Source organism: Acidimicrobiia bacterium, assembly GCA_016650365.1.
Taxonomy (GTDB): domain Bacteria; phylum Actinomycetota; class Acidimicrobiia; order Spongiisociales; family JAENVV01; genus JAENVV01.
Window position 1 is genome coordinate 1 of sequence record JAENVV010000064.1, and the last position, 16,027, is coordinate 16,027.

The 16,027-nt window shown below is 59.2% G+C and carries 18 protein-coding genes; 8 read left to right on the plus strand and 10 right to left on the minus strand.

The features are described from left to right. The first annotated feature begins 125 nt into the window (after window positions 1–125). Complete coding sequence (gene sufB, locus JJE47_04120; protein MBK5266598.1) at window positions 126–1,538, plus strand: Fe-S cluster assembly protein SufB; 1,413 nt, start codon at window positions 126–128, stop codon at window positions 1,536–1,538. A gap of 31 nt (window positions 1,539–1,569) precedes the next feature. Here sufB and JJE47_04125 read toward each other — a convergent pair whose 3' ends face one another. Both JJE47_04125 and JJE47_04130 read right to left on the minus strand, forming a co-directional pair. Then, window positions 1,570–1,842 carry a hypothetical protein gene (locus tag JJE47_04125; GenBank protein ID MBK5266599.1) on the minus strand — a complete coding sequence of 91 codons (273 nt, stop codon included), beginning with the start codon at window positions 1,840–1,842 and terminating at the stop codon, window positions 1,570–1,572. After that, a complete protein-coding gene (locus tag JJE47_04130) occupies window positions 1,843–2,745 on the minus strand; it encodes a sigma-70 family RNA polymerase sigma factor (protein ID MBK5266600.1) in 903 nt (300 codons plus the stop codon). A 295-nt stretch (window positions 2,746–3,040) separates the two neighbouring features. Here JJE47_04130 and sufD point away from each other — a divergent pair, with 295 nt between their 5' ends. The 5 genes from sufD to JJE47_04155 are packed head-to-tail and all read left to right on the plus strand — an operon-like array spanning window position 3,041 to window position 7,168. Then, window positions 3,041–4,294, plus strand: a complete 1,254-nt coding sequence (gene sufD / locus JJE47_04135) for a Fe-S cluster assembly protein SufD (GenBank protein MBK5266601.1) — start codon at window positions 3,041–3,043, stop codon at window positions 4,292–4,294. Beyond that, window positions 4,291–4,611 (plus strand): non-heme iron oxygenase ferredoxin subunit, encoded by a 321-nt coding sequence (locus JJE47_04140; protein ID MBK5266602.1) that lies wholly within the window; start codon window positions 4,291–4,293, stop codon window positions 4,609–4,611. The genes sufD and JJE47_04140 overlap by 4 nt, the downstream gene beginning before the upstream one ends. After that, window positions 4,608–5,339 (plus strand): Fe-S cluster assembly ATPase SufC, encoded by a 732-nt coding sequence (gene sufC, locus JJE47_04145; GenBank protein ID MBK5266603.1) that lies wholly within the window; start codon window positions 4,608–4,610, stop codon window positions 5,337–5,339. Before JJE47_04140 ends, sufC (JJE47_04145) begins: the two co-directional genes overlap by 4 nt. A gap of 9 nt (window positions 5,340–5,348) precedes the next feature. After that, on the plus strand, window positions 5,349–6,074 hold the full coding sequence (locus JJE47_04150; protein MBK5266604.1) for an alpha/beta hydrolase: 726 nt from the start codon (window positions 5,349–5,351) through the stop codon (window positions 6,072–6,074). Beyond that, a complete protein-coding gene (locus JJE47_04155; protein ID MBK5266605.1) occupies window positions 6,071–7,168 on the plus strand; it encodes a hypothetical protein in 1,098 nt (365 codons plus the stop codon). Before JJE47_04150 ends, JJE47_04155 begins: the two co-directional genes overlap by 4 nt. Here the strand turns inward: JJE47_04155 and JJE47_04160 are convergent. Both JJE47_04160 and JJE47_04165 read right to left on the minus strand, forming a co-directional pair. Continuing rightward, window positions 7,113–8,285: a Type 1 glutamine amidotransferase-like domain-containing protein gene (locus tag JJE47_04160; GenBank protein MBK5266606.1), complete on the minus strand. Its 1,173-nt coding sequence runs from the start codon at window positions 8,283–8,285 to the stop codon at window positions 7,113–7,115. The two genes, JJE47_04155 and JJE47_04160, sit on opposite strands and share 56 nt — an antisense overlap. Beyond that, window positions 8,273–9,082: an alpha/beta hydrolase gene (locus tag JJE47_04165; GenBank protein MBK5266607.1), complete on the minus strand. Its 810-nt coding sequence runs from the start codon at window positions 9,080–9,082 to the stop codon at window positions 8,273–8,275. The genes JJE47_04160 and JJE47_04165 overlap by 13 nt, the downstream gene beginning before the upstream one ends. A gap of 102 nt (window positions 9,083–9,184) precedes the next feature. Here JJE47_04165 and JJE47_04170 point away from each other — a divergent pair, with 102 nt between their 5' ends. Then, window positions 9,185–10,582 carry a class II fumarate hydratase gene (locus tag JJE47_04170; GenBank protein ID MBK5266608.1) on the plus strand — a complete coding sequence of 466 codons (1,398 nt, stop codon included), beginning with the start codon at window positions 9,185–9,187 and terminating at the stop codon, window positions 10,580–10,582. 47 nt (window positions 10,583–10,629) lie between these two features. Beyond that, a complete protein-coding gene (locus tag JJE47_04175) occupies window positions 10,630–10,941 on the plus strand; it encodes a WhiB family transcriptional regulator (protein ID MBK5266609.1) in 312 nt (103 codons plus the stop codon). A gap of 44 nt (window positions 10,942–10,985) precedes the next feature. Here the strand turns inward: JJE47_04175 and JJE47_04180 are convergent, their stop codons facing one another. The 6 genes from JJE47_04180 to JJE47_04205 form a co-directional block, all read right to left on the minus strand. After that, window positions 10,986–11,519: an SUF system NifU family Fe-S cluster assembly protein gene (locus JJE47_04180; GenBank protein MBK5266610.1), complete on the minus strand. Its 534-nt coding sequence runs from the start codon at window positions 11,517–11,519 to the stop codon at window positions 10,986–10,988. Further along, window positions 11,455–12,654: a SufS family cysteine desulfurase gene (locus tag JJE47_04185; GenBank protein MBK5266611.1), complete on the minus strand. Its 1,200-nt coding sequence runs from the start codon at window positions 12,652–12,654 to the stop codon at window positions 11,455–11,457. The genes JJE47_04180 and JJE47_04185 overlap by 65 nt, the downstream gene beginning before the upstream one ends. Continuing rightward, complete coding sequence (sufC, locus tag JJE47_04190; protein MBK5266612.1) at window positions 12,654–13,394, minus strand: Fe-S cluster assembly ATPase SufC; 741 nt, start codon at window positions 13,392–13,394, stop codon at window positions 12,654–12,656. Before sufC (JJE47_04190) ends, JJE47_04185 begins: the two co-directional genes overlap by 1 nt. Before the next feature lie 36 nt (window positions 13,395–13,430). Beyond that, on the minus strand, window positions 13,431–14,354 hold the full coding sequence (locus JJE47_04195; GenBank protein ID MBK5266613.1) for an LLM class flavin-dependent oxidoreductase: 924 nt from the start codon (window positions 14,352–14,354) through the stop codon (window positions 13,431–13,433). A 3-nt stretch (window positions 14,355–14,357) separates the two neighbouring features. Continuing rightward, window positions 14,358–15,572 (minus strand): acyl-CoA dehydrogenase family protein, encoded by a 1,215-nt coding sequence (locus JJE47_04200; protein ID MBK5266614.1) that lies wholly within the window; start codon window positions 15,570–15,572, stop codon window positions 14,358–14,360. A 72-nt stretch (window positions 15,573–15,644) separates the two neighbouring features. After that, window positions 15,645–15,986, minus strand: a complete 342-nt coding sequence (locus JJE47_04205; GenBank protein ID MBK5266615.1) for a heavy metal-binding domain-containing protein — start codon at window positions 15,984–15,986, stop codon at window positions 15,645–15,647. Window positions 15,987–16,027 lie beyond the last annotated feature (41 nt).

Below are 16,027 nucleotides of genomic sequence, written 5' to 3' on the forward strand. Positions count from 1 at the left end.
CGCAGCGCATAAATTTCGAACTTTCTAATCAAGTATGCAGTCTTGACGGGTATGGTTCCGAAGCGATCGGTCCGCTTTCGCACAGTCCTGGTATCGTGGTACCCTCAGCGATCGAGGTGAAACCCGTGGCCACAGTCGACATTGATCTAGGTGCATACAAATTAGGTTGGCATGACTCAGAAGCCGACTACGTGTTCAAGCCCCAGAAGGGTCTGAACGAAGAAATCATTCGACAGATGTCAGAGATGAAGGGTGAACCCGCCTGGATGCTCGACTTCCGCCTCAAGGCGTACAAGCGATTTCTCCGCAAACCGATACCGCAGTGGGGTGGCGGCGGAGCGCTCAACGACATCGACTTTGACGACATCTATTACTACGTCAAGCCGATGGACGGACAGGCCAAAGACTGGGATATGGTCCCTGACGAGATCAAGGACACCTACGAGAAGCTCGGCATCCCGGAGGCGGAGCGTAAGTATCTCGCCGGCGTGACAGCCCAGTACGAGTCGGAAGTGGTCTACCACCGCAATCGGGATGATCTTGAATCCCTCGGCGTCCTCTTTTGCGATATGGATACCGCCGTTCGCGACTATCCGGAACTCGTTCAGGAGTACTTCGGCACGATCATCCCTCCCAACGACAACAAGTTCGCGGCTCTCAATTCGTCGGTTTGGTCTGGTGGGTCCTTCATCTATGTGCCCCCGGGCGTTCACGTCGATCAACCATTGCAGGCATATTTCCGCATCAACTCGCAAAACATGGGTCAGTTTGAGCGCACGCTCATCATCGTCGACGAAAACGCCTACGTGCACTACGTAGAAGGCTGTTCGGCGCCGGTCTGGTCCTCGGATTCGCTCCATTCGGCGGTCGTCGAGATCGTCGTCAAGGCGGGCGGACGGTGTCGCTATTCGACGATTCAGAACTGGTCAAACAACGTCTATAACCTCGTTACCAAGCGAGCCGCGGTATACGCCAACGGGACCATGGAATGGATCGATGGCAACCTCGGGTCCAAGCTGACCATGAAGTACCCGGCCGTCTGGATGCTTGAGCCTGGCGCCCACGGTGAGGTGCTCTCGATTGCCTTCGCCGGCGAAGGTCAGCATCAGGATGCCGGCGCCAAGATGGTGCACGCTGCCTCGAATACGACCTCGACGATCATCTCCAAGTCCATCTCCAAGGGCGGGGGACGGGCCGGATATCGAGGTCTGGTCCGGGTTGAGCCCGGTGCCAAGAACGTCAAGTCGTTTGTCCGGTGCGATGCGCTGATTCTCGATGACGCGTCGCGATCTGACACCTATCCGTCGATGGAGATCGAAGAGAACGATGCTGAGATCGGCCACGAGGCATCCGTGTCAAAGGTCGGCGAAGAGCAACTCTTCTACTTGATGTCGCGGGGCCTTACCGAAGAACAAGCAACCTCAATGGTGGTAGCCGGGTTCATCGAGCCGATCATCAAGGAGCTTCCGATGGAGTATGCGGTTGAGATGAACCGTCTCATCGAACTCAACATGATGGAAGCCGGAGCCGTCGGGTAACGACCTTCTCTGACTTAGCCTAAGAACCCAATCAGCCGCTTGAGCGGCTGATTGCGTATGAGGCTACCAACCCGCCTCCGGCCGCCCAGAGGAGCGGAAAGCCGCCCACCTGTACGAGGTCGGGAGCATTCAACCATGCGGCGATAATGGACGTAATCACTCCGAAAACCGCTCCGATGATGATCGAACTGGCCGCCGAAGCGCTCCTGCCAGCCAGAATCCCTCCCATGAGGCCGCCGGCCGCTCCGAGGATGAAAATGAATATGAACGACGAATCATTGAAGAAATCTGCGACGAGATCCATTTAGAGCAGTGACTCCAGATCGACTAGTGAGGACGGATGGCGTAGCTTAGCCAACGCTCGTCCCTCGATCTGGCGAACCCTCTCCCTGGTCAGGTTGAAGACCTTCCCGACGTCGCTGAGGGTTCGGGACTCGCCCCCATCCAGCCCGAATCTGAGGTAGAGGATTTTCTGTTCAACCGGTTCGAGCACATCCAGCGCATTGATCAGGTGATGGCGCCTCATCACTTCGGCGGCGTGGCTGAATGGATCGGGCATCCGGTCATCTTCAATGAAGTCCTGGAGGGCGGCATCGCCTTCGTCGCCGACCGGGCGATCCAACGAAACGGTGTCAGAGGGCGCTGCCAATGCCGCGTCAACTCGCTCGAGGTCCAACCCGGACGATTCGGCTATTTCGGCACGAGTCGGGGCTCGGCGAAGTTCCTCGGTGAGAAGTTGCTCGGTCTCTTGAACCGTTCGGACTACATCCACCATATGAACGGGGAGTCTGATGGTGCGAGCCTGGTTACCAAGCCCCCGGGTGATGGCCTGACGAATCCACCAGGTGGCGTATGTTGAAAACTTGAATCCCTTTCGCCAATCGAATTTTTCGACAGCCCGAATGAGGCCGAGGTTTCCCTCCTGGATGAGATCGAGCAAGTCGAGTCCACGACCGGCGTAGCGTTTGGCGATCGAAATCACCAGGCGAAGGTTCGATCGGATAAAGACCATCTTGGCTTCTTCGCCGGAGTGGACCAGGCGATACAACTTGGCTCGATCGGCTGGAGTGAGTTTGTCGCCAGCATCAAGCTTGACTTGAGCTTTTCGGCCGGCCTCCATGGCCCTGGCTAGCGAAACTTCATCTTCGGCAGTAAGAAGCTGGTGATCGGAGACGCGTTCAAGGTACATGCCAACGGTGTCAGACACCGAAATAGAATCCCGGTTTCGAGATGCCAAGACGTATTTCCCCTTATGTTATTGCCCGCCTCGCCACGCTATCAGGGGTTACGTCGTAGCGCAAAGGAATTTTGGCCTCTTTAGTTGTGGCAATGCCCGGGGAGGGCACTGTCCGGGTGACCGAAGCGAAGACCAGGCGGCCCTGGGGGTGGAAAGCCGGGACGCCGGAATTTCCCCGAGCAGGCTCGCCGAATGGCCAGGCGGGTTTCGCACACGTACGCCGGTGCCCTACGATACAGGCTTCCGATAATCTACCAGGAGTCCCGTGCTAGATCGATCTATTGCCGAACGTCGCCTCGCAGGTGAGCCAGCCGTTCTCGCCGAACGACGCCGGGCCGGTCTGGCGGCATTCGAAGCCTCCGCGATGCCAACCCAGGCCGATGAGCACTGGAAGTACATTGACCTCGATTTCACCATCGAGGATCTGACGGTGCCGTCCGCTCCCGGCGATGACCTGGCTGCCCCGATCGGCGTCGAACGAGTGTCCGCTCGGGTGGTGGATGGTTTTGTATCGGTCACCGGGGATGCGCCTGACGGCGTCCGAATGGGTACGTTTGCCGAGCTCGCAGATGATGACAGCGAGCTCTTTGGTAGGGCGGTTGCTGATCGGTCCGATGACATTTTTCTGGCGGGCAACGCGGCATTTTCCGGCGATGGTTTGTTCGTTCAGGTTTCTCGCAACACCGTCGTGGCGGACCCGATAGTTATCGATGTACAGTCGGTCTCCGCTGGAACGATCTCGTTTCCGCATATCGCCATCGCCCTTGAAGACAACTCCGAGGCTTCAGTGGTTCTTCTGTTCCGTTCGTCGGAAGCCGATCTAGCCGCGGCGCCGGTGGTCGAGTCGACTCTGGGATCGGGTGCCCGGCTTTTCATGACTTCGGTCCAAACCTGGGGTCGTAAGACGCAGGGACTCGGCTACCAGCGGGTCCGACTCGGTCGCGACGCCTCAATGAAGATGGGTGAAGTTGGTCTCGGTGGTGCGCTTGGACGCCTTGATCTGTCCGTAGACCTCGATGGCGACGGCTCGTCATACCTTCTGAACGGATTGTCGTTTGGCGACGGACAGCAGGTTCTCGACTATCGGATGGTTCTCAATCATCGTGGCCGGAACACCTCGTCTGACGTCTTGTTGAAAGGCGCGGTCGAGGATCAGGCAGAGTCCATCTTCACCGGTTTGCTGCGTATCGAGGAACAGGCGACGAATACCTCTGCATTCGAGAACAATCGCAACCTGGTTCTATCCGCCGGGGCGAAAGCTCAGTCGGTGCCCAACCTGGAAATCCTTTGCGATGACGTGGTGTGCGGGCATGGCTCGACGGTCGGCCCTCTCGAAGAGGAACATCTCTATTACCTGGCTAGCCGCGGGATCGGCCGGGAACGGGCCGAACGCGTCCTGGTCAAAGGCTTTTTCGACGAAGTGATCGACAAGCTTCCTGCCCAAGCAGTGGCGGCCCCGGTTCGTGACGAAGTCGAACGGAAGTTCGTTGCTGCTCAAGAAGCGGGACGGCTCGGATGAAAGACTGGACCACGCTTGGGCCGCTATCGGATCTTGAGAACGAGGTCGGGAAGCGATATGACGTTGGGGAAGAGCGCCTGGCGCTTTTCCTTGTCGGAGGCGATGTCTACGCCATCGGTGATCTTTGTTCGCATGCCGAGGCTTCTTTGGCCGAGGGCGAACTGTTCGATATGGAAGTCGAGTGTCCCCGTCACGGGTCTTCCTTTGATGTAACGACCGGGGTGCCCAAGTCGCTCCCGGCTACGACCCCGGTGCCCGTTTACGAGGTGCGCATCGTCGACGGTGTGATTCAGGCCCGAAGCAAGGACTCCGCATGAACCTGGCATTGGAAATAGTTGACCTGCACGCCTCGGTCGGCGAGGTGGAGATCCTCAAGGGACTCTCATTGGAAGTACCGTTCGGCCAGATTCACGCCATCATGGGACCGAATGGTTCCGGCAAGTCGACACTCTGTCACGTGCTGGCCGGCAAGGAGGTCTACACCGTGACCGGCCAGGCTCGCCTCGACGGTCGCGATCTGCTCGGTGAGCCAACCGACGTACGGGCTCGGATGGGTTTGATCCAGGGGTTCCAGTATCCGGTGGAGATCCGCGGGGTCAAACTGATCGACTTCTTGCGGGAAGCTGCCGATGAGTCGGGAATCGAGGCGGCCGAAGTCGAGCGTCGGATCGTCGCCTCTGGTGAACAGTTCGACATGACGAGGTTTCTTACTCGATCGGTGAACCAGGATCTTTCGGGCGGTGAGAAGAAACGGTCGGAGATCTTCCAGATGGCCGTCTTGCAACCGAAGGTGGCCATTCTGGATGAAATTGACTCAGGGCTCGACATTGATGCCGTTCGCGAAGTGGCCGAGGCCGTTGAGGCGATGCGAGGTCCTGACGTCGGCATCCTGCTCATTACCCACTACAGCCGGATTCTTCGGTACCTGACAACGGATCGGATCCACGTGATGATGGAAGGTCGGATTGTCGAGAGCGGAGGAGCCGAGCTGGCCACGGAGCTCGAAGCAGGTGGGTACGAGGCTCTTCGTTCCCGGCTCAAGTAGGGAGCGATCGTGGAACTGGCGGTCCGTGTCTCCGGAGAGTCAGGACGACGAGTACTGCTGATCCACGGCCTCGGATCAAATTCCGAAGGCTGGTGGCGAGTTGGCCCGAGTCTGGTACAAGCGGGCTTCCAGGTAACGGCCCCCGATCTCCGCGGACATGGTGGGAGCGCCCACATTGATGATTATTCGCTGGCGGCGTACGCCGCAGACGTCGCGGAACTGGGGGACGATTGGGATGTCGTGATCGGTCACTCGTTAGGTGGGTCGATCGCCGTGACCCTTTTCGATCAGAATCCGCGGTTCGGAAAGCGGCTCGTTCTGCTTGATCCGGCACTTGTCGTCCTGTCCCCAGAGATTGCCATCGATATGTTCACGGCCGCCTACCAGGCTCCACTGACCGCTGCCAGAGTCTCTGCCGACAACCCGACCTGGCACCTGGAAGATGCTCGGATCAAGGCCCAAGCCCTTCAGCAGTCGTCACTTTCGGTTACCCAGCAAACGATCTGGCATAACCCGGACTGGAATCTGGTGTCGATCACGTCCAAACTTGCGGTCCCTACCTTGCTGGTTGGATCCGATCCCGCCCTCGGTTCACTGGTTCCCCCGGCGCTGGGGCAGGGACTCGCCGATCTGAACGGTCTCATCCGGTTTGTCACCGTACCCGAGAGCAGCCATTCGATGCACCGTGATGAATTTGCGGTGTTGATGGCCACGATTCTGGAGTTCGTCGCATGATCCAATGGCTTGAACAACTCACCGCCCTGCCATCGGTGGCCGGCCGTGAGGAGGCCGTAATCGACTGGGTTCGTCGCTGGGTTGCCCGACGCAGCGACCTGAGGATCGTTTCGGATACGTCTGGCAATCTCGTGATTACCCGGCAAAGTCGCTCCCGGCGTTCGCCGGTTTGGATCACGGCTCATATGGATCACCCCGGATTCGTGCTCACCGAGAAGCTGTCAGCGGGACGGTTCGCCTATGAGTTTCGGGGCGGCGTCCTTGACGCGTACTTTGTGGGCGCCGGGGTCCATGTCTTCGGCGCCGGGGGACGACGGGCGGCGCGTATTGAGACGATCGAACGGTCAGGCAGGCAACGTACCGGCATCCTGCGAACTTCTGGCTCTGGTTGCGAGGTCGGGGACATCGGGCGGTGGGCATTCACCACCAGGCAACTCGGGATTCGGGGTGGCCATCTGTATGCGCCGGCTTGCGACGATTTGGCCGGCGTGTCTGCCGCGCTGGAGACTCTTGATCGATTGCGCAAGGTCAGCGCGGCTGCCCATGTCGGAGTACTGCTGACCAGGGCAGAGGAGGTGGGCTTTATCGGTGCCATCGCGGCGGCCACCACCGGGACGATCCGGGAAGGGACCCGCCTGATATGCGTTGAAATGTCACGGAGTTATGCCGAGTCGCCCATCGGTGGTGGTCCGGTCGTTCGAGTGGGAGATGCATCCTCGGTGTTCAGCCCCCGGTTGACCGAAGTGATGACCGATGTGGCGGTGGAGTTGACCAAACGCAAGCCCGGCTTCCAGTTTCAGCGCAAGCTGATGCCCGGCGGATCATGTGAGGCGACCGCCTTCGGAGCCTACGGTTATGAGTCAACCTGCCTGTGTCTCGCCCTCGGCAACTATCACAATATGGGTGACTTGTCGGGCGTAGAAGCAGGGGAGCGCCCGGCAAAGGTTGCCCCGGAGATCATTTCGATTCAGGACTATCGGGGTCTGGTGGACCTGCTCGTTCGGTCAGTAGTCGCGCTTGACGAGCGACCGAACCGAATCAGGGACGATCTCGATGATCACTATCTCGGCTATGCCGACCTTCTTCGCCCTTGAGGTGCCACTGGCTGGCTCCCTTGCCGTCTTGAATCTCGATACCCGACGCAAGGAGGGCATCGCGTATCCGGTCGGCCTCCTCAAAGTCATCGCGGGTCCGTGCCCGGTTACGCGCATCCATGAGAAGATCGACGAACGGTTGTATCAGCTCCTCCGGATCAGTCGCCGTGCCTGCCGTCTTGGCTAGCTCCACGACCATCCGACGGGCTTGCTCCGTTCGGCCCTCGCTGAGGTTGGTGAGGATGACGTCGGCGGCCGCCAGGACCTCGCCTTCACCAAGAGCCGTATGAAAATCCGAAGGCTCGGACTGGGCGGGTGGCGTCGGGACGGTAATCGATCGTGATGGCACCAAGTCTGCCAAGGCGGCGGTGTCGCCGGTGGCGAGAGTTTCTTCTGCCTGACCAATCGTGACCGTCAACCGTCCGCGACCGGTCACGCTGACCTGTCCGTCGTGAAAGGTCACCGCGGTGTGTTCGTCTATCCCGATAATCGGCAACGGGTGGGGAAGCTGGGCGATGAGTTCGTCAAGTCGGCGACGGCCGACGAAACAGTATCTGGTGTCGTGATGTTCGCCATCCCTGTTGTCCCAATGCGGAACGACGACCGCCTCGACGCCGACGATGTCGGAGAAGAGGTCCATACCGTCGAGCCAGAAGGGAGCCTGGCCAACCTTGTAGATCTCATATACCGGGATGGCGTATCGCCCGGCCGTGACGGCCGCCGCCGAGGCCAGACAGATGGCGGCTCCTGAGGCTGAGGCGCGAATCAATGAACGAGCCGCGTCAACCTGTTGCCATTGGGTCAACGCGTAGGAGGGGCTGCCGGGCCCGGTGAAGATGTAATCGGCCCCTTCGATCGCAATTCGAAACGCCTCAACGCTGGCCTGGGATGCCTCGGCGGCGTTTCGTAAAGAAGCGATCTCAACCGATTGGCCGAGGGATACGTCGAAATAGTCCTGTACCTTGGCCGAGATCAGGTCGGCATTCTCCTGAAACCCGTAGGGGGTATCGAGATAGACCACCTGCGGTTGCGGAGGTAGCGAAGCCAATATGGTGCGGTGGACCTTCACCATTCCTGGACTGGTTTCGGCAGACCCGATCAAGGTCAAAGGCCCCATGTGGTCATCCCCCAGATGAGTTCGCTTACGCGTTCGGGTTGCTGAAGGTGCAGATCGTGATCGCCGGTGAGAAGAACGATCTCGTCAAATCCCATCGTGCGTGGATCAACATTGGAGGCGAGGCCGGGTCGGGCCATGATGGCGTGGGTGGGGACAGACACATGAGCCAGTGCCACCGCCGGGTCATGCTCCCAGAGAGACCGTAGGATCGCCATATGTTGGTCGTACTGGAGATACGGCATGACGGTCCCGTCTGGCTGAGGCTCGAAATTTCCCAGTGCTCCTTCGATTGCAATGTCTGACCAGTCGGGATGTGCCGTTCGCAAATAGCCCTCGACGGCGGGCCGGGTGGCCCCCGCGAAACGGGGAGGGGCCAGCACGTCGGCGCAGTCCTCCCAAACAGGAAACCGATCGGCGAGTCGGATGAACCCGCCGTCGATGCCAATCGTTGTCGTGATCTCATGGTGGGCGCCGTGTTCCACCACCACATTGCCTCCCCAGGATTGTCCAACGGTGACCGGGGGAGCCGTCGCTACAGAACCGATTACGAGTTGCAGATCGGCTACGTATGTTTTGAAATCGAACCCCGCTCCAACCTGCTCGGATTGACCGTGCGATCGCTGATCGTATGCGACCACCTGAGAACCTTTGGCATTGAGGAGCTCTGCGACCCGGATCCACGTCCTCGCGTTCGATCCCAGGCCATGAACCAGGAGGATCGTGTGCTCCGGGTTCCCGGCCCACACCAATCCGGCCAGGTTCGAACCGGTGCTCGAAGTAAAATTGGTCAGTCGCATCTTCGTCCAACGGTACACGAGCTGTGAATTATCGGTATCCACCGGACTCGAAACCAGCCGGGCAGGGCCTAGTCTTGGTTGCTCAAAAGCCTTGAAGGAGACATTGTGGAATACCGAATCGAACGCGACTCCATGGGAGAAGTTCAGGTGCCAACTGGGGCCTTTTATGGTGCGTCAACCCAGCGCGCCTTTGAGAACTTTCCGATTTCCGATCGGAAGTTCAGTCGTCGGTTCATCTGGGCTCTCGGTATCGTCAAGGCTTCGGCAGCGGTCATCAATGGGCGCGACGGATACGTTGCCGCCGACAAGGCTGCCGCCATCGTGACGGCGGCCGAAGAGGTTATCGCAGGCTCGCTTGACGCCCAGTTCGTCCTGGACATATTTCAGACCGGTTCGGGGACGTCGACGAACACGAATGCCAACGAAGTAATCGCCCATCAGGCTGCCGTCGTCTTGGGAGCAGCAGCTGGAGATCGGCCCGTTCACCCCAACGATCACGTCAATTATGGCCAATCATCAAATGACGTCATTCCGACCGCGATGTACATCGCTGCCGCGGCCGCCATTTACGAAGATTTGATTCCCGCCTTGAAGAGCTTGCAGGAGTCGCTTGCCGCCAAGGCTGTCGAGTTTGTCGATGTGGTCAAATCGGGTCGGACTCATCTCATGGACGCCACCCCGGTGACGCTCGGTCAGGAGTTCTCCGGATACGCCGCTCAAGTGGGGTATGGCGTGTCTCGGCTCGAGAAGGTGGTAACCGAGGTGGAAGAGCTGGCTCTCGGGGGCACCGCGGTTGGCACCGGGCTGAATGCCCCGGCCGGCTTCGCCCGCGACACGATCGCTGAGATCGCCCGCCGGACCGGGCTACCGTTCCGCGAGGCCCCCAATCACTTCGAAGCACAGGCAGCCAAGGATGCGGCCGTCGCCGTGTCGGGCACGCTGAAGACCATCGCCGTATCACTGTTCAAGATTGCCAACGATCTGCGGTGGTTGTCCTCCGGGCCTCGGACGGCGATCTCCGAGATTCGCTTGCCGTCCCTGCAGCCCGGGTCCTCGATCATGCCAGGGAAGGTCAATCCTGTGATGCCTGAGATGACCATGCAGGTGGCTGCCCAGGTCATCGGCAACGACGCCGCCATCACCTGGGCCGGTGCAAACGGTAACTTTGAACTGAACGTGATGATGCCGGTGATGTCGTCCAATCTCGACGAGTCGATCTCCATTCTGGCGACGGCGGCGGCGACGCTGCGGTCGCGTTGCATTGACGGTATTGAGGCCAACGCCGATAGGGCTCGTGAACTTGTTGAGAAGAACATCATCGTCGTCACGTCACTGAATCCGCACATCGGTTATGACAAAGGAGCCGAGATTGCCAAGGAGGCATTTGCCAGCGGCCGCAATGTGCGTGAAGTCGCTCTCGAAAAGGGGGTCATGACTGCCGAAGAGCTCGACCTAGCCCTCGATCTCAAAGGGATGACCGAAGGTGGCATTATCGGGTAGACATCTTCCTGCTTGATTTTAGCACTAAAGTGCGATAGTCTTCCAGTATGGACGATTTTGAACCTGGCGAGACCCACTGGCGGGAACGGGCTTCCTGCCGTCACCAGACTGACAATCTGTTCTTCCCGGTTGGTGAGACCGGCGCGGCGGTCCTTGACATTGCCAGGGCAAAAGCAGTGTGTAGAGACTGCCCGGTTGGTTTGGATTGCCTGGATTACGCGGTAACGACCGGTCAGCGGTTTGGGATCTGGGGTGGCCTCGACGAAAACGAACGACGGCAATTGCGGCGGCGATGGGTCGCCTCACAGCGGTCCGCTATCGAAGTCGACCTGATCGGCTGGCTGAGCCGGGCCAGCTGAAGCCTCGTCGAGCAAGTCCTTGGGCGATCCTCGACAGTGAGACCTCAGTCGGTAGTGGCCGGTTCGGCGTCCCCCGCCAAGGCGACGTCGAGGGTGGCCCATGGCAGGCTGGCACACTTGATCCGAACCGGAAAGGCCTTGACGCCGGCCAGGGCCTCAAGTTCGCCGAGCACCGCCCCGGGACGATCCGGATCGACGATGGCCTCGTCGCTCGTCATCATGGTTGAGAACAGCTGGCGGAGACGAGCGATCTCCTGAAGGTTCTTACCTTTGATGGCCTCGGACATGAGTGATGCGGATGCCTGCGAGATGGAGCACCCTTGTCCCTGAACCGAGATACCGGCCACGATGTCGCCGTCGATCGTCAGGTCAAGCGAAATCTTGTCGCCGCAGAGCGGGTTGTTGCCATCGGCGTGCCGATGGACGTCGGCAAGCTCGGCACGATTACGAGGGTTCCGGTAGTGATCCAGGATGACTTCTTTGTACAGGCTGTCAAGTCCCACGAGGGATAACCTAGCTCGCAATGCCGAATAGTTTTGCGGCCAGCTCGAGCCCGGCCACGAGTCGGTCGACCTCATCGATCGATGAATATACCGAGAACGAAGCTCGAGCCGTCGCAGGAATACCTAGGTGATCCATCAGCGGACGAGCACAATGGTGGCCGGCTCTGACCGCAACTCCGTTCTCATCGAGGATCGTCGAGAGGTCGTGAGGGTGGATGTCGCCGAGTGTGAAGGAAATCGTCCCGCCCCGGATGTTGAGGTCGGTTGGCCCATAGACGGTGACGTGGGGGACCGTAGCGAGTTGTTCGAGAGCGTAGATAGTCAACTCCGTGTCGTGCTTACGTACGGCGTCCATCCCCAGGTCGGTGAGATAGTCGACGGCAGCCCCAAGACCGATCGCCTCGACGATCGGTGGCGTGCCTGCCTCGAATTTGTGCGGCACCGGCGCCCAGGTCGACGCAAACAGCCCGACCTCATCGATCATTTCGCCGCCGCCCTCGAATGGTTCCATTTCGTCAAGTAGTTCCATTCGTCCCCACAGAACACCGATCCCGGTGGGTCCGAGCATCTTGTGAGCCGAAAAGGCGAGGAAGTCAGCCCCGAGTGTCTGGACGTCGACGGGTAAATGAGGCACCAACTGGGCACCGTCGACGATAACCGTTGCGCCGACCGTGTCGGCCACGGCCCGGATCTGGTCGATCGGTGTGATCGTGCCGAGAACATTCGACATTCCCGTGATGGAGATAATCCTCGTTCGTTCATCGACCTGGTTGCGAAGGCTATTCATATCGAGCGCGTAATCATCGGTGAGGTTGGCGAAGCGGAGTTCCAGGCCTTTGAGGAACTGCCAGGGGACCAGGTTGGCGTGATGTTCCATCACGGATAGGACAACATTGTCACCGGGAACGAGTCGGTCACCGCCCCACTTGGCGGCGAGCATATTCATCGCGGTGGTGGTTCCCCGAGTGAAGATCACCTCTCGCGGGGAGGAGGCTCCAATGAAGGCGGCTACCTTGGCCCGGGCTGCCTCGTAGGCATCGGTTGCTTCGGCGGACAATCGGTAGGCTCCACGATGTACGTTGGCGTACCCGGATCGCAGCATGGTGTCCATTGCCGCGATGACAGCCTCTGGCTTCTGCGAACTGGCCGCAGAATCGAGGAACGCCATGTCATTTGAATTAAGGATTGGGAAATCCCTACGAACATCCATCAGCTTGGTCGGAACGACTCGTAACCGTCGGCCTCGAGGCGTTCGGCGAGTTCCATGCCTCCTGACAGCTGGATGGCTCCATCTCCGAACACGTGGACATGATGGGGCTTTACGTAGTCGAGGAGCCGTTGGTAGTGAGTAATGATGAGGAAGGCGCGTTCGTCGCCTGTCAGCTTGTTGACACCGTCAGCAACAGTCCGGAGGGCGTCGATATCGAGTCCTGAGTCTGTTTCGTCGAGGATGGCGATATCGGGCTCAAGAATCGCCATTTGGAGGATCTCATTGCGCTTTCTCTCTCCACCGGAGAAACCTTCATTCAGATAACGATCGGCAAAGGCCGAGTCCATCTCAAGATCGCGCATGGCGTCCATAACCTTGAGACGCAACTCGAGGACGGTGTAGTCGATGCCGGTTCGATTCGCCAGGGCCTGACGCAAGAACTGGACCACGGAGACTCCCGGAATCGCCTCAGGGTGTTGAAAAGCCATGAACATTCCGAGGTTTGCTCGATCATTTGGCGACATCGACGTGACGTCAATGCCTTTGAAGAAGATCGTGCCGGCGGTCACCTTATAGGACGGATGGCCCATGAGAACCTTCGACAGGGTCGACTTCCCGGACCCATTCGGGCCCATCAGTGCATGGATTTCTCCAGCTTTGACGATGAGGTTGACGCCGTTGAGGATTGGCGTCTCATCTACGGAGGCATGCAAGTTTTCTATTACGAGGAGATCCGACATGAGTGGGAATGGTAGTCGCTGGCTGAAGTAGCCCGATCAGCGCGGAATACCCGAGAATGCTTCGTCGAGTTGGTCCACCGATGGAAGGTCTACGAACTGCACGTAGTAGCGACTCACCCCGGCTGACTCGAACTCGGCAAGAGTTTCGCCTACCTGGTCGGTCGTTCCAATCGGCAAAAAGGCAGAGCGCCAGCGGAGTTCTTGATCGGCAACACTGACCCCTCGTTTGGCGGCCCTGGCGGCGAGTATGTCCTCATATCCGAACCGGTTTTGATGAGCGATAATCGGACCCATCACCGAGACCCGAATGGAGTCGGGATCCCGTCCGGCGGCTTCGGCTGATCGGCGGAGGACCTGGACCCGGGCGGAGATAGTCGCCGGGTCGGACACAAAAACGTTGTACTCATCGGCGTATCGTCCCGCCAGCTCCAGGGTCCGTTTCGGGCCGGAACCTCCGACGATTATGGGTAAATCCCCGGTCTTTTTGGGCTCAACCGACGCATCGAGTTGGTAGTACGTTCCCTGGAACCGACCATCATCGAACGCCGCGCGCAGGTATGCGAGCCCTTCTTCAAGCCGAGCAAAGCGCTCTGGCCACGGTGGAAATGGCATACCGTATGCCACATGTTCTTCCTCGTTCCAGCCAGTCCCCACCCCGAGCGCCAGGCGACCTGCCGACATCTGATCGATGGTTGTTGCGTTCTTGAGAACCACGGCCGGGTGTCTGAAGGTGAATGGGGCAACCAGAACCGCCAGCTCGATACGGTTTGTCTCTCTGGCCAGGCCGGCCAGGGTGGCAAACGCATCGGTGGCATCTGGCTTCGGCTCGCGTCCCCACCCGTAGTAGTGATCAGACCTTGCGAAGGAAACGAGATCGTTCGCTTCCGCCCAGCGGGCGACCGTCAGGATCTCTTCGTACGTGCCGCCCACCTGTGGCTCGGTCATGATCGCAAGATCCATGATCTACCGTGGTTCCTTGGGTAATCCCAGGATCATCTCGCCAGCGATGTTTCGTTGGATTTCTGAGGTTCCCGCATAGATGGTTCCGGCCCGGGAGTTCAAGAATACGTTCTGCCATGATGCCGTCGAGTTCGAAGCTCCCGGATCGTCGGTGGTGAAGGCGCTCGACGGAGGTCGTCCGACCGGTACCAGCCCGACAGTCCCCATGATGTCCATGGCGAGTTCGGTGACCTCCTGATGATATTCGGACCAGAAGATTTTGGTCAAGGCCGAGTCGGGTCCGGGGGCGATACCCTTTTCGAAATTGGTGAGGGCTCGGTATCCGGAATATCGCATGATCTCGACCTTGGCGTAACAGGTCATGAGTCGGTCTCTGACCAGCGGATTCTCGAGCTTGCCGAAGTCGCGGGCGTAGTCGATAAGCCGGTCCAATTCGGCTCGGAATGCCAGTGGAGCAACCGCGGCAGCTTTTCCGCGTTCAAAGCCGAGCAGTGCCATCGCTACTCGCCATCCATCGTTGACCTGGCCGACGACATACTCGCGACGGGTTCTGGCGTCTGAGAAGAAGACCTCGTTGAACTCAGAGTCACCAGATATCATCTCGATGGGCCGAACTTCGATGCCGGGTTGGTCCATTGGACACAGCATGAAAGTGATTCCTCGATGCTTGGGGGCTTCCTGATCGGTACGGCATAGAAGGAAAATCCAGTTGGCAATTTGTCCGGCCGAAGTCCAGATCTTCTGGCCGTTGATAATCCATTCATCCCCGTCAAGGCTTGCCCGGGTGCCGACGCTACCAAGATCCGAACCTGCATTTGGTTCTGAGTAGCCTTGACACCACCGGTCTTCGCCAGACAGGATGCGCGGCAAGAAGTATTGACGCTGTTCCTCCGTGCCGAGTTCAAGCAGGGTATTACCGAGCATGCCAATCCCAAAGGCATCGGTGGGGCCACCGGTCGGCACCCCGGCCCTGGTAAGTTCCTCGGCCACCACGACCTCGTCCATCTCGGTCAGGCCGGCTCCTCCATATGCCTTCGGCCAGGTGACGGCCAGCCATCCGTGCTCATACAACGTGTTGCGCCATTCCTGGACGAACGAGTCATAGGCGGCCCCTTCAAGGGAACCAAAGCCTGCCCAATCCGTTGGTAGCTGCTCGGCCAAGAAGGCCCGGACGCGCCGGCGGGTGATTTCGGTATGAGCTGGGTAGTCAAAGTTCAAACTTCGTCTCCTGTTGCCCGTAGGTTAGTCAGGAGTCGATTTGTGAGAGGAAACCGGGTACTGATTTGGGTGCTAGCGAGAGACGCTGGATATGGGGCCAAGGCGAACCGCAGTTCCCGACGCCGTCACCATCAGCATCGATCCATTGGCGCCGATCGTCTCGTAGTCAAGATCCACGCCAACCACTGCATCGGCGCCGAGATGTGAGGCTTCGCTGGTCATCTCTTCGATCGCCAGGTTCTTGGCCTTGAGTAGCTCACGCTCATAGTTGGCCGAGCGCCCGCCGATCACGTCGGTGATCCCCGCAAAGAAGTCTTTGAACACGTTGGCGCCGAGAATCGCCGCCCCCGTTACGAGTCCCAGGTACTCCTCGATCTGGTGTGTTTCGACCGTCGGGGTGGTGGTAATGATCAATCGGCGGTGCCGATAGAGACGTGGTTGCATGTCGAGCACAC

Bases quoted from the DNA above. Each gene is read 5' to 3' on its own strand.
- sufC (MBK5266603.1), top strand. From the start codon at position 4,608: ATGAACCTGGCATTGGAAATAGTTGACCTGCACGCCTCGGTCGGCGAG.
- JJE47_04140 (MBK5266602.1), top strand. From the start codon at position 4,291: ATGAAAGACTGGACCACGCTTGGGCCGCTATCGGATCTTGAGAACGAG.
- JJE47_04185 (MBK5266611.1), bottom strand. From the start codon at position 12,654: ATGGATGTTCGTAGGGATTTCCCAATCCTTAATTCAAATGACATGGCG.
- JJE47_04195 (MBK5266613.1), bottom strand. From the start codon at position 14,354: ATGGATCTTGCGATCATGACCGAGCCACAGGTGGGCGGCACGTACGAA.
- JJE47_04155 (MBK5266605.1), top strand. From the start codon at position 6,071: ATGATCCAATGGCTTGAACAACTCACCGCCCTGCCATCGGTGGCCGGC.
- JJE47_04125 (MBK5266599.1), bottom strand. From the start codon at position 1,842: ATGGATCTCGTCGCAGATTTCTTCAATGATTCGTCGTTCATATTCATT.
- JJE47_04165 (MBK5266607.1), bottom strand. From the start codon at position 9,082: ATGCGACTGACCAATTTTACTTCGAGCACCGGTTCGAACCTGGCCGGA.
- JJE47_04180 (MBK5266610.1), bottom strand. From the start codon at position 11,519: ATGAGGTCGACCGACTCGTGGCCGGGCTCGAGCTGGCCGCAAAACTAT.
- sufC (MBK5266612.1), bottom strand. From the start codon at position 13,394: ATGTCGGATCTCCTCGTAATAGAAAACTTGCATGCCTCCGTAGATGAG.
- JJE47_04175 (MBK5266609.1), top strand. From the start codon at position 10,630: ATGGACGATTTTGAACCTGGCGAGACCCACTGGCGGGAACGGGCTTCC.
- JJE47_04160 (MBK5266606.1), bottom strand. From the start codon at position 8,285: ATGGGGCCTTTGACCTTGATCGGGTCTGCCGAAACCAGTCCAGGAATG.